The organism is Nocardia sp. NPDC049935 (assembly GCF_055586645.1).
On record NZ_JBVJHV010000004.1, the window covers coordinates 246,489 to 258,205 of the forward strand.

At 66.6% G+C, this 11,717-nt stretch carries 12 protein-coding genes and 1 tRNA gene; 8 read left to right on the forward strand and 5 right to left on the reverse strand.

The window, feature by feature from the left end:
* Positions 1–23: 23 nt before the first annotated feature.
* A complete protein-coding gene (locus ACZ6SF_RS17875; RefSeq protein WP_466063246.1) occupies positions 24–428 on the forward strand; it encodes a YunG family protein in 405 nt (134 codons plus the stop codon).
* Here the strand turns inward: ACZ6SF_RS17875 and ACZ6SF_RS17880 are convergent.
* Positions 423–1,637, reverse strand: a complete 1,215-nt coding sequence (locus tag ACZ6SF_RS17880; protein ID WP_466063247.1) for a helix-turn-helix domain-containing protein — start codon at positions 1,635–1,637, stop codon at positions 423–425. The genes ACZ6SF_RS17875 and ACZ6SF_RS17880 overlap by 6 nt on opposite strands.
* Before the next feature lie 189 nt (positions 1,638–1,826).
* On the opposite strand from ACZ6SF_RS17880, the gene ACZ6SF_RS17885 reads away from it, so the two are divergent.
* The gene (locus ACZ6SF_RS17885) at positions 1,827–2,261 is read left to right on the forward strand and encodes a hypothetical protein (RefSeq protein WP_466063248.1); all 435 of its coding nucleotides are present in this window, start codon (positions 1,827–1,829) and stop codon (positions 2,259–2,261) included.
* A 61-nt stretch (positions 2,262–2,322) separates the two neighbouring features.
* On the forward strand, positions 2,323–2,487 hold the full coding sequence (locus ACZ6SF_RS17890; protein WP_466063249.1) for a hypothetical protein: 165 nt from the start codon (positions 2,323–2,325) through the stop codon (positions 2,485–2,487).
* Between the two features lie 257 nt (positions 2,488–2,744).
* Here the strand turns inward: ACZ6SF_RS17890 and ACZ6SF_RS17895 are convergent.
* The 4 genes from ACZ6SF_RS17895 to ACZ6SF_RS17910 form a co-directional block, all read right to left on the reverse strand.
* Positions 2,745–2,819: transfer RNA gene (locus ACZ6SF_RS17895), tRNA-Val, on the reverse strand.
* Positions 2,820–2,850: 31 nt separating this feature from the next.
* Positions 2,851–3,315, reverse strand: a complete 465-nt coding sequence (locus ACZ6SF_RS17900) for a peroxiredoxin (protein ID WP_466063250.1) — start codon at positions 3,313–3,315, stop codon at positions 2,851–2,853.
* A 67-nt stretch (positions 3,316–3,382) separates the two neighbouring features.
* Positions 3,383–3,805, reverse strand: coding sequence for a DUF3052 domain-containing protein (locus ACZ6SF_RS17905; protein ID WP_466063251.1), 423 nt, complete (start codon positions 3,803–3,805; stop codon positions 3,383–3,385).
* A 129-nt stretch (positions 3,806–3,934) separates the two neighbouring features.
* Positions 3,935–4,489 (reverse strand): hypothetical protein, encoded by a 555-nt coding sequence (locus ACZ6SF_RS17910; RefSeq protein ID WP_466063252.1) that lies wholly within the window; start codon positions 4,487–4,489, stop codon positions 3,935–3,937.
* 242 nt (positions 4,490–4,731) lie between these two features.
* Between ACZ6SF_RS17910 and aceE the strand changes: the two genes are divergently transcribed.
* The 5 genes from aceE to ACZ6SF_RS17935 all read left to right on the forward strand — a co-directional run bounded on the left by aceE (position 4,732) and on the right by ACZ6SF_RS17935 (position 11,621).
* Positions 4,732–7,542 (forward strand): pyruvate dehydrogenase (acetyl-transferring), homodimeric type, encoded by a 2,811-nt coding sequence (gene aceE, locus ACZ6SF_RS17915; RefSeq protein ID WP_466063253.1) that lies wholly within the window; start codon positions 4,732–4,734, stop codon positions 7,540–7,542.
* Between the two features lie 10 nt (positions 7,543–7,552).
* Positions 7,553–8,887 (forward strand): PucR family transcriptional regulator, encoded by a 1,335-nt coding sequence (locus ACZ6SF_RS17920; RefSeq protein WP_466063254.1) that lies wholly within the window; start codon positions 7,553–7,555, stop codon positions 8,885–8,887.
* Between the two features lie 128 nt (positions 8,888–9,015).
* Complete coding sequence (locus tag ACZ6SF_RS17925; RefSeq protein WP_466063255.1) at positions 9,016–9,930, forward strand: ACP S-malonyltransferase; 915 nt, start codon at positions 9,016–9,018, stop codon at positions 9,928–9,930.
* Between the two features lie 126 nt (positions 9,931–10,056).
* A complete protein-coding gene (gene acpM, locus ACZ6SF_RS17930) occupies positions 10,057–10,359 on the forward strand; it encodes a meromycolate extension acyl carrier protein AcpM (RefSeq protein ID WP_459545041.1) in 303 nt (100 codons plus the stop codon).
* Between the two features lie 11 nt (positions 10,360–10,370).
* Complete coding sequence (locus ACZ6SF_RS17935) at positions 10,371–11,621, forward strand: KasA/KasB family beta-ketoacyl-ACP synthase (RefSeq protein ID WP_466063256.1); 1,251 nt, start codon at positions 10,371–10,373, stop codon at positions 11,619–11,621.
* Positions 11,622–11,717: the final 96 nt, after the last annotated feature.

Sequence of the window (11,717 nt, forward strand, 5' to 3'; positions counted from 1 at the left end):
GGAACCGTCGATATCCTCGCAGTATGGGCACGGTCACTCTGGACGTCCTCGCCGCCGCGCTACAGGCGTCGTGGTCTGCGGAAACCAGTAGCTCGCCGACTGGCCGCACCGAGGCCACGGCGAAGGGACAGTGCGCCGTGACAGCGTGTGTGGTGCACGACTATCTCGGAGGAGACATCGTCCACACGGTCGCCACGCTGCCCAGCGGCGAGACGGTCTCGCACTACCTCAACTACATCGACGGCCGGACCGTCGACCTCACCGCGCAGCAGTTCCCACCGGGTACCACATTCACCCGGCCGGCGCCCAAGACCAGAGGAATGGGATCGACGAGGGAGTACTGCCTGTCCTTCGACCGCACGCGCAGGCGATACGAACTGCTGAGCACGCGAGTGGCGGAATCTCTCGAAACCGGTCGGCGGTCATGATCGGGCAGTCCACCTGCCGAGGACGTCACGAACCTCTCGTACCGAGCTATATGGGCGGAGAGCAGAGGTGATGCCGCCGACGGCCGCTCGCAATCTCGAGGAGGCAACAGAGTCGGTCATGTCGAAATACTCGGTCAGCAGTGCGCAGCCTTCGGCGATCGAACCTGCTTGCACGCAGTTATCCGCAAGCCGAATCTGCCATGCGGCCTTCTCTCGCGGGTATGCAGCCGAACCTGTGATCGCCGCACGCAGGTGGGAGCCGGCTTCCCGATGACTGCCGATCCGCATGAATGCGAGTCCGGTGAGTCCGCTGAGCTGTGCTACCGGGAGATGCGCAAGGTAGCCCGGATCGCGACCCCTGGTCGATTCGTAGGCGCGGTGGGCGCGACCGACGGCATCAACCATGGCCGAGCGATCGCCGATGGCCCCTAACGCTTCCGCTTCGCGGATCGCGGCCAGTGCTCGCAGTTTGGGTCCGCCTTCGCGCCGCGCGGCCAACTGCGCCGCCTCTGCCAGCTTCACCCCTTCTCTGGGACGAGTCCCCTCGCGGTATGACAGCAGGCAGGCGTTTATCCAGGCATGTGCGGCGGCGATTCCGTCACCTGCGGCTGCGGCGGCTTGGGCCGCATCGGCGTAGTAGCGCTTGGCATCGTCCCAGCGTCCGGCGTCGTAGTGGATCCAGCCGGCCGCCGTCATGGTTTCCGCGGACGCCCCGGCCAGAGCCGAACCGACCTTCTCGGAGTAGTCGCCGTGATCGAGGAGATGTTGAACAAGGCGCGACTGGTTTGCGGCCAGATCGCATAAGCGGTCTCCGCCCGCCACCAATTGGAGTTCGTGCAGCCGGTCGATACTGCCGACGATGCGTTCCACATCGGACACGCCGATCTTCGTTCCGGCCTCGGAGGGCCTGCTCGTCCGCTGACCTATATCGAAGGTCAGCGTCGCCGCGCCGGAACCGATCGCCCCGGCCTTGATGAACTGGCGTCGCCTCAACTCCGCCTCATCATCGCCCGCCAGCAACACTGCAAGGGGCACCTGCAATGCCGTCGCCACCCGACGCAGAACACGAACATCGTTGACGGCGGGACCATCGTGTTCCAGCTGCGAGACGGCGGGCTGGGTGAGGTGGATGAGCGCACCGAGTTCGGCCTGGGTCAGGCCGCTGGACTTGCGTATTCGCCGGATGGTCCCGCCGATGCTTACTTGCACCCCAGCCCCCGCTTCGCTGCGCCGTCATCGTTATCGGTACGTCAGGCGGGACACGCGCCAGATTTCTCGCCCGGTCGCACGATATACCGATCTCGCTATATCTCAGAAGAGTTCGCCGATACGACGCCTCATTTCCCGCTTCCCTCGCCCTACCTTCCCAAGTGCCCGGCACCGGGCGTCGCCGCTCCCATGCGGCGCACCGCCCGCCCGATGGGAGGCGGAGCGGTGGCGAGAGCCCCCGGTGCCGGGCACCGAACCTTGACATTTCGAGCGGGGAGAATCATGGGTGAACCGAAGCGAGCGGTCGGGCTGATCCGCAGGGATATCGACGAATCCAGCGGGACGGATATCGGCGAACTGGCGCAGCGGCACGGGTATCGCGTGGTGTGGACGGTGTATCTCGATACCGGACCGCTGGCTTCGGTTCTGATCGTGGCCGGCTCGATGACCGAGCACAATGCTTCGGCGCTGGTGGTGCCGTCGATCCATCATGTGAATGGATACCGGAAGGCCGTTACCGACATCGTCGCCTTGATCACGCCGATGCGGTTCTATCCACAAGGGTTTCGGTGGCCGGATATCGGACCGCGTTCCGGGCCGGAGCTCGGCCGAAACAGTCGGTGAAGGGGATGGTTGCCCTCGGTTGGGTGGTTGTCACCGGGCTACCGCTCTTGGTGTTGCTGTGGTGCCTGATCTGGCCGGTGCGTTGACGTGGCGTGAGACCGGTCAGTATCCAGGCAAGTTCAACTGGCACGAAGACTTCGCGCGTCACGCCGGCCACGGCGACATCCTGCGCGAGCAGATCAAACCACCAGCCTCGCCCAACATCGACGTTCCAGAAAAGCTCTAGCCAAGTGATCTACGCCATATGATCCAGACGGTGACCAAATCGTTAGGCGCCTTCTGCCCGACCTGATCCGCTGCCAACCGGCGGAGCCTGGACAGAACCGCGATCTCAGCATCGGCGACCAGGACTTGCGTCACGTCATCGATCACGCTGTGAGGCCAGCCCGAGATTTCGACCAGGCCTTGTTGCCCCACAAAAGCCCCACGAACTGCGTGGGGCAAGATGGCCGGTCTCTTTCGGCTCGACTACCTGGGTGTTCGTGGTGGGCGCAGAGGGGTTCGAACCCCCGACCGCTGGTGTGTAAAACCAGAGCTCTACCGCTGAGCTATACGCCCGGACCCCCGGACCACGTCCGAGGGGAACGGCTTATGAATCTAGCGCGGCGAGCGCTTTCTCCCAAGCCGCCTGGTCACGGGCCTCTCCGGGGCCGTTCATCTCCGCGAAGCGGATGATGCCCTCGCGGTCCACCACGAAGGTGCCGCGGTTGGCGAAACCGGTGGTGTCGTTGAAGACGCCGTAGGTCTGGGCGACCGCGCCGTGCGGCCAGAAATCCGACAGCAGCGGGAAGGTGTAGCCCTGTTCCGCGGCCCAGATCTTGTGGGTGGGCGGCGGGCCCACCGAGATCGCGAGGATTTCGGTGTCGTCGTTCTGGAAGCGCGGGAGCTCGTCGCGGACCTTGCACAGTTCGCCCTGGCAGATGCCGGTGAAGGCGAGCGGGTAGAACACGATCAGGACGTTCTTCTCGCCGCGGTAGTCCGACAGCGAGACTTCCTGATTGTTCTGATCCTTGAGGGTGAACTCCGGCGCCTGGGTGCCGACCTCGAGGGGCATGGGTGTCCTCCAAATCTCGGGCCGCGCGGCCGACAGTGACCGGCCGCGCGGTAAAGCGATGGGCGGCTCAGCGCTGTTTCGTGGGAGCCTTCGGCTGGACCAGCCGGCTGGCCGACCATTCGCCGAGTTTGATCGCCGAGGTCTGGGTGAGCCCCGCGGTCGGTGCGGCCTCGGCGATCTCACTGGGATCGACGTGACCGTCGTTGCCGGTCTTCGGGGTGAGCACCCAGATGAAACCGTCCTCCGACAGCGGCCCGATGGCCTCCATCAGTTGGTCGACCAGATCACCGTCGCCGTCCCGCCACCACAGCAGTACGACATCGATGACCTCGTCGGATTCCTCGTCCAGCAATTCACTGCCGGCATTTTCCTCGACGTCGGCCCGAAGGTCGTCGTTGGTGTCCTCGTCCCAGCCCAGCTCTTGGACGACCATGCCGTGGGTGATGCCAAGCTTCTGAGCGAAATTCTGATCCTCCGCCGCGGCGACCACGGTGGCGTCCTCCTCAACTCCCGACTACAGATATCTGCAAGCGAACATGGTTATCGGCCCTAACGCAAGCCGATCGGGTAGATCGAATTTCTGATGTCGCGGGAAACGCCTGGTGACGGGCGATCCGGGTCAGGCAGGGCAGGCATCGCGCACCGCGTTGCGCGCGTCGTTCACGCGCTTGCTCGCATCGTTGAGCGGACCGACGGGGGAGGTGTAGGTCATCTCGCGGGTGGCCTGGGAGAGGGCACGCGCGGCGGTGACGTAGTCGACGAACTTGGTCTTGAGTTCCTCGGGCAGATCGGCGCCGGCGGTGTTGACCCCGCCCTCGACCGTGTTGGCGGCATTGTCCAGCGCGGTCACCGCGGCATCGCGTTTGGCGTCGTAGTCGGGCGCGTTGTTGTCGTGCGCGTCCACGAACTCGTTGTATTTGCTCACGCCGGTACCGGTGGTGCCGGGGAACAGGGTGCAGTTGTCGGAGATGGCCTTGTTCCGGGCGGCGGCGATCCGGGAGGAGGTCGCGGCGGCGGACGAGGACGACGCGGCGTCCCGGTAGGAGCTCGCCTCGGCGGCGTTCGGGGTCGCGACACCCTGGATCTGGGTCGCGCAGCCCGCCACGGTCGCCCCGGTGACCAGGGCCGCGACAGCACACACCAGCCCGGCCCGGCGCGGGTCCAGCCCTCTCATCGTCCTCCAGACTCCTCGGTTCGGCCCTGAGACCTGCCTGTCGCACGGTACTGGATCGGCGGCTGACATGATGATGTGGGACGCGCCACGCGAGGACGCGGGCGTGCCCGCAATGTTCGTCACGGGTGATCCGCACACCAGCGGGCCACTCGGGGTCACCGCAGCCATCAGCTCGACCACCCCCTGTACGAGGAGCAGTTTTGACCGATCTGATCCACTCTGGCGTCCCGGCGGAATCCGCTGTGCCGGGTTCCGCTCCCACCCCTCGCGACGCCAACGGCGTGCCGCCCGGTGGCCGAGTCCGCGTGATTCGCGAAGGAGTGGCCTCATACCTACCGGATATCGATCCGGAGGAAACCAGCGAATGGCTCGAGTCGTTCGACGAGATGCTCGAGCGCGAGGGGCCCGGCCGGGCCCGCTACCTGATGCTCCGGATGCTGGAACGCGCCGGTGAGCGCCGGGTCTCCATCCCTTCGCTGACCTCCACCGACTACGTGAACACCATCCCCACCGAGAACGAGCCCTGGTTCCCCGGCGACGAGGAGACCGAGCGGCGCTTCCGGGCCTGGATCCGCTGGAACGCGGCCATCATGGTGCACCGCGCGCAGCGCCCCGGTATCGGTGTCGGAGGCCATATCTCGACCTACGCGTCCTCGGCGGCGCTCTACGAGGTCGGGTTCAACCATTTCTTCCGCGGTAAGGACCACTCCGGCGGCGGCGATTCGATCTTCATCCAGGGTCACGCCTCGCCCGGTATCTACGCCCGCGCCTTCCTCGAGGGCCGGCTCAGCACCGACCAGCTCGACGGATTCCGCCAGGAGTACAGCCACGGCGGGCTCGGCAAGGGCCTGCCGTCGTACCCGCATCCGCGGCTGCTGAGCGATTTCTGGGAATTCCCCACGGTGTCGATGGGCCTGGGCCCGATGAACGCCATCTACCAGGCGCGTTTCAACCACTACCTGCACGATCGCGGTATCAAGGACACCTCCGACCAGCACGTGTGGGCGTTCCTCGGCGACGGCGAGATGGACGAACCGGAATCGCGGGGTCTCGCGCATGTGGCGGCCATGGAGGGCCTGGACAATCTGACCTTCGTGGTGAACTGCAACCTGCAGCGCCTCGACGGCCCGGTGCGCGGTAACGGCAAGATCATCCAGGAGCTGGAGTCGTTCTTCCGGGGCGCCGGCTGGAATGTCATCAAGGTGATCTGGGGCCGGGAATGGGACGCGCTGCTGGGCGCCGACCGCGACGGCGCGCTGGTGAACCTGATGAACACCACCCCCGACGGCGACTACCAGACCTACAAGGCCAACGACGGCGCCTACGTCCGCGACCATTTCTTCGGCCGCGACCCGCGTACGAAGGCCCTGGTGCAGGATCTGTCGGATCAGGAGATCTGGAATCTCAAGCGCGGTGGTCACGACTACCGCAAGGTGTACGCCGCCTACGCCGCGGCACTGGCGCACAAGGGCCAGCCGACGGTGATCCTGGCCAAGACCATCAAGGGTTACACCCTCGGTAAGCATTTCGAGGGCCGCAACGCCACGCACCAGATGAAGAAGCTGACGCTGCAGGACCTCAAGGATTTCCGCGATCTGCAGCGCATCCCGATCAGCGATGCCGAGCTGGAGAAGGATCCGTACCTGCCCCCGTACTACCACCCGGGCGCGGAGACCAAGGAGATCCAGTACATGCTGGATCGCCGCAAGGCGCTCGGCGGGTTCCTGCCCGAGCGGCGGACCTCCCCGAAACCGCTGCAGCTGCCCGGCGACGAAGCGTACAAGTCGGTGCGCAAGGGGTCGGGTAAACAGAACGTGGCCACCACCATGGCGCTGGTGCGGCTGATGAAGGAACTGCTGCGCGACAAGGAGATCGGCAAGCGCATCGTGCCGATCATCCCGGACGAGGCCCGCACCTTCGGGATGGACTCGTGGTTCCCGTCGCTGAAGATCTACAACCGCAACGGCCAGCTCTACACCTCGGTCGACGCGGAACTGATGCTCGCCTACAAGGAGAGCACGGTCGGGCAGATCCTGCACGAGGGCATCAACGAGGCCGGTTCCACCGCGTCGTTCACCGCGGTCGGCACCTCGTATGCCACCCACGGCGAGCCGATGATCCCGCTCTACATCTTCTATTCGATGTTCGGGTTCCAGCGCACCGGCGACGGCCTGTGGGCCGCGGCCGATCAGCTGGCCCGCGGGTTCGTGCTCGGCGCGACCGCCGGGCGCACCACCCTCACCGGTGAGGGCCTGCAGCACAACGACGGCCATTCGCTGCTGCTGGCGTCGACCAATCCGGCCGTGGTGTCCTACGATCCGGCGTTCTCCTTCGAGATCGCCCATATCGTGCGCGACGGCCTGCGCCGGATGTACGGCGGCACACCGGGTGTGGACGGGTTCGGTGGCGAGAACATCTTCTACTACCTGACCCTCTACAACGAGCCCTACCAGCAGCCGGCCGAGCCGGACGATCTGGACGTGGACGGTCTGCTCAAGGGCCTGTACCTGTATCGCAAGGGCGGTGCGGGCGAGGTGCGCGCGCAGATCATGGTCTCCGGCGTCACCGTGCCCGACGGCCTGCGCGCGCAGCAGCTGCTGGCCGACCACTGGGGTGTGGCCGCCGATGTGTGGTCGGTGACCTCCTGGGGCGAACTGCGGCGGGAGGCGCTCGAACTCGAGACCGAGGCGCTGCATCATCCGGGCGAGGATCCGGGGCAGCCCTATGTCGCGCGGGCGCTGGCCGGCGCCGAGGGCCCGTTCGTGGCCGCCACCGACTGGATGCGCGCGGTGCCGGATCAGGTCCGCAAATGGGTCCCCGGCGATTTCACCACCCTGGGCACCGACGGGTTCGGCTTCTCCGACACCCGTCCCGCCGCTCGCCGGGTGTTCAACGTGGACGCCGAGTCCATCGTGGTCGCCGCGCTGGCGGGGCTGGGCCGGATGGGCAGGCTCGATCGGGCGAAGGCCGCCGAGGCCGCCGCCCGGTACCGCATCGACGATGTGTCCGCCGCCCCGGAGTTCACCGCCGGCGGCGCCGGAGACGCGGAGTAACGGAAGGTCGATGATCGAACGCAGACCACCGCGTCCCCGCCGGGTCACCGACGGTTCCTCGGACAACGAGGTATACCTGCCCACCGGCGCGCTGTCGCCGAACCGGCAGAACCGTGATCCGCTGCCGGACACCCTCCTCAAGCGGGTCAAGCAATTCTCCGGACGGCTCTCCACCGAGGCCGTCGGGTCGATGCAGGACCGGTTACCGTTCTTCGCCGATCTGGACGCCGCGCAACGTGCGGGAGTCCAGATGCTGGTGCAGACCGCGGTGGTCAACTTCCTGGAATGGCTCCAGGACCCGGACAGCGATATCCGGTTCAGCCTGGACGCCTTCCAGGTGATCCCACAGGATCTGGCGCGGCGGCTGACGCTGCGCCAGACCGTGGACATGGTGCGGGTGGCCATGGAGTTCTTCGAACAGTGGCTACCCGCCCTCGCTCGTAACGATCGCCAGCTGGTGGCGCTCACCGAGGCGGTCCTGCGATACGGGCGCGAGCTCGGTTTCGCGGCCGCCTCGGTGTACGCCAGCGCGGCGGAATCCCGGGGCGCCTGGGATACCCGCCTCGAGGCGCTGGTGGTGGATGCGGTGGTGCGTGGCGACACCGGGCCCGACATGCTCTCCCGGGCCGCCACGCTCAACTGGGACGCCACCGCGCCGGCGACGGTGCTGGTGGGTACCCCGCCCCGGGATCAGGGCGTCTCGGTGGTCGGCGCGGTGCACACCATCGCGGCCCGGCACGGGCGCGCGGCGCTGGCGGTGGTGCAGGGGTCACGGCTGGTGATGGTGGTCAGCGGGAACCTGGGCGACGCGCCGCACAATTCGCCGTTCATGGCCGATCTGCTCACCGAGGCGTTCTCCGACGGCCCGGTGGTGATCGGGCCGACCACCCGCACCCTGGGCGCCGCCCACGGCAGCGCGCTCGAGGCGCTGGCCGGTATGGAGGCGGTGATCGGCTGGCGGGAGGCGCCACGCCCGATCCACGCCATGGAATTGCTGCCGGAACGCGCTCTGCTCGGCGATCGGGCTGCGGTGGACGCTCTCGTCGAGTACCTTGTCCTTCCGTTGGCTTCTGCCGGATCGTCCCTCGCGGACACCCTGGATGCCTACCTGGATTGCGGTGGCGCGGTCGAGATGTGCGCACGTCAACTGTACGTTCATCCAAATACTGTGCGTTATCGCCTGAAGCGGATCAGTGAAGTCACCGGGCGTGACCCGCTCAATCCGCGCGATGCCTACGTGTTGCGAATCGCCGCCACAGTAGGTCGTTTGACACGAACGCGTAACGAATCGTCAACATCGGTACCAGAGGACACATTTGTCCCGATGGACAACGACGGGGTGTAACGCGCGGGCCGATTCGGTCGATCCGGACACCCCACGCGGGCTTTTGTGGAGACCATACAAAAGCTGTCGGCAAGCTCTATTCACGTCGACATCTCGCGAAAGGGCCTTCACAGTGTTTTCTTAGGTACGTGATCGCGTTGTTCGCCCCTGGACAGGGCTCTCAGACACCCGGCATGCTCGCGCCCTGGCTCGACCTGCCCGGCGCTCATGACCGCCTCGCGCTGTGGTCGAAGGAATCCGGCCTGGATCTGATCCGGCTCGGTACCGAAGCGACCGCCGAAGAGATCACCGATACCGCCGTCACCCAGCCGCTGGTGGTCGCGGCCGCGCTGCTCGCCTTCGCCGAGATCGGCGACAAGCGGGTGCCGGCCGATACCGTCGTGGCGGGCCATTCGGTGGGTGAACTCGCCGCCGCCGCCGTCGCCGGGGTGATCTCGGCCGACCAAGCGGTTACGCTGGCGGCCATCCGCGGTGCCGAAATGGCGAAGGCGTGCGCGCTCGAGCCGACCGGTATGTCCGCGGTGCTCGGCGGCGACGAGGCCGCCGTGCTCGCCAGGCTCGAGGAATTGGAACTGGTTCCGGCCAACCGGAACGCGACCGGCCAGATCGTTGCGGCCGGCCGCCTGGAGGCACTTGCCGAACTGGCTGCCGACCCGCCGGAGAAGGCGCGCGTGCGCGCACTTCCCGTGGCGGGCGCGTTCCACACCCGATTCATGGCACCGGCCCAGGAAGCGGTAGCGGCGGCGATCGCGGAGATCACCCCGCACGAACCCACCCGCGTCCTGCTGTCGAACTCCGACGGTAAGCCGGTGGAATCCGGTGCGGATGCGGTGGCTAAGCTCGCCGCGCAGGTCACCCGGCCCGTCCGGTGGGACCTGTGCACCGAAACCGTCCGGCAGGCCGGCGTTTCGGCGGTGGCGGAGTTGCCACCGGCGGGAACCCTCGTCGGCATTGCCAAGCGGGAGCTCAAGGGCACCCCGAACCTGGCACTGAAGACCCCGGAGGACATCCCCGCGCTGGCCGAGCTCACGAGTTCGGGCTAGCTTGCCTGCGGCCGTGTTTTCCCGACCCCCAGGAAGACACGGCACCGAGCGGCGTAACCGTACGCCGTCTCGGCCCGAAGAAATATGTAGAGCCCTACCCAGAGAAAACAAGAAGGGAGCCACGAAGTGGCCGCTCTGACCCAGGAACAAATCGTCGAGGAGCTCGGCAAGATCATCGAAGAGGTGACCGGCATCGAGCCCTCCGAGGTGACATTGGAGAAGTCCTTCGTCGATGACCTGGACATCGACTCGCTGTCGATGGTCGAAATCGCGGTGCAGATGGAGGACAAGTACGGCGTCAAGATCCCCGATGAGGATCTCGCCAGCCTGAAGACCGTCGGCGATTCCGTCGCTTACGTCCAGAAGCTCGAGGCCGAGAACTCCGAGATGGCCGCCGAGCTCAAGGCCAAGTTCGACAACGCCGAGTAGAGGCCGACACCGTGACCACTCCTTCCACCCTGAACGGGAACTTCCCCAACGTAGTCGTCACCAGCCTGGCGGCGTCCACGTCCATCGCGGGTGACGTCGATGCGACGTGGAAGGGACTCCTCAACGGTGAGAGCGGAATCGACGTTCTCGAGGACTCCTTCGTCGAGGAATACGACCTTCCGGTCCGCATCGGCGGGCATCTGAAGGTCCGGCCCGAAACTCTGCTGAGCCGGGTCGAGACTCGCCGGATGGCCTACGTCGAGCAGCTCGCGACCGTGCTCGGCCGCGAAGTCTGGCGCAACGCGGGCAGCCCGGAGGTCGATCCGGATCGGCTGGGTGTGGCCATCGGCACTGGACTAGGTGGCGGTGACGCGCTCATCGATTCGGTCGACAAGCTGAAGAACGGGGGCTATCGCAAGATCTCGCCGCTCGCTGTTCAGATGGTCATGCCGAACGGGCCGTCCGCCGTCGTCGGTCTCGAGCTGAAGGCCCGGGCAGGAGTGGTCACTCCGGTCTCGGCGTGCTCGTCGGGCTCGGAGGGCATCGCCAACGCGTGGCGCATGATCGTCATGGGCGATGCCGATATGGTCGTCACCGGCGGAGTCGAGGGCTTCATCGACGCCGTGCCGATCGCCGCGTTCACCATGATGCGCGCGATGAGCACCCGCAACGACGATCCGAAGGGCGCCTCGCGACCCTTCGACAAGGACCGCGACGGGTTCGTCTTCGGCGAGGCCGGTGCGCTCATGGTCATCGAGACCGAGGAGCACGCCAAGGCACGCGGCGCGACCATCCACGCCCGCCTGCTCGGTGCCGGGATCACCTCCGACGGCTTCCACCTGGTCGCCCCGGACCCCGAAGGCACCGGCGCCGCCCGCGCCATGACCCGCGCCATGCAGACCGCGGGCCTGTCCAAACAGGACATCACCCATATCAACGCGCACGCCACCGCCACCCCCATCGGTGACACCGCCGAGGCGAAGGCCATCAACAAGGCCGTCGGCAACCACGCCTCGATCTACGCGCCGAAGTCCGCGCTGGGCCATTCGATCGGCGCCGTCGGCGCGCTGGAATCGGTGCTCACCGTGATGGCGATCCGGGACGGTATCGTGCCGCCCACCCTGAACCTGGAGAACCAGGATCCCGAGATCGACCTCGATGTGGTGAAGGGCGAAGCCCGCCGCCAGGAGATCGAGTACGCGATCAACAACTCGTTCGGTTTCGGTGGGCACAATGTCGCGCTCGCCTTCGGTCGGGCCTAGGCACCAGCCCCCGATCGAACTGTTCGACGACCCCGGGCGGGGCCGCCGGAAATACCGGCCGGCCCCGCCCGGCGTTTTTCGACACCCGTGGCCCGC

What these genes read in the sequence shown, in the direction of transcription:
- ACZ6SF_RS17910 (WP_466063252.1), bottom strand. Translation starts at nt 4,489, where the DNA reads ATGAGAGGGCTGGACCCGCGCCGGGCCGGGCTGGTGTGTGCTGTCGCG.
- ACZ6SF_RS17875 (WP_466063246.1), top strand. Translation starts at nt 24, where the DNA reads ATGGGCACGGTCACTCTGGACGTCCTCGCCGCCGCGCTACAGGCGTCG.
- ACZ6SF_RS17900 (WP_466063250.1), bottom strand. Translation starts at nt 3,315, where the DNA reads ATGCCCCTCGAGGTCGGCACCCAGGCGCCGGAGTTCACCCTCAAGGAT.
- ACZ6SF_RS17920 (WP_466063254.1), top strand. Translation starts at nt 7,553, where the DNA reads ATGATCGAACGCAGACCACCGCGTCCCCGCCGGGTCACCGACGGTTCC.
- ACZ6SF_RS17885 (WP_466063248.1), top strand. Translation starts at nt 1,827, where the DNA reads ATGCGGCGCACCGCCCGCCCGATGGGAGGCGGAGCGGTGGCGAGAGCC.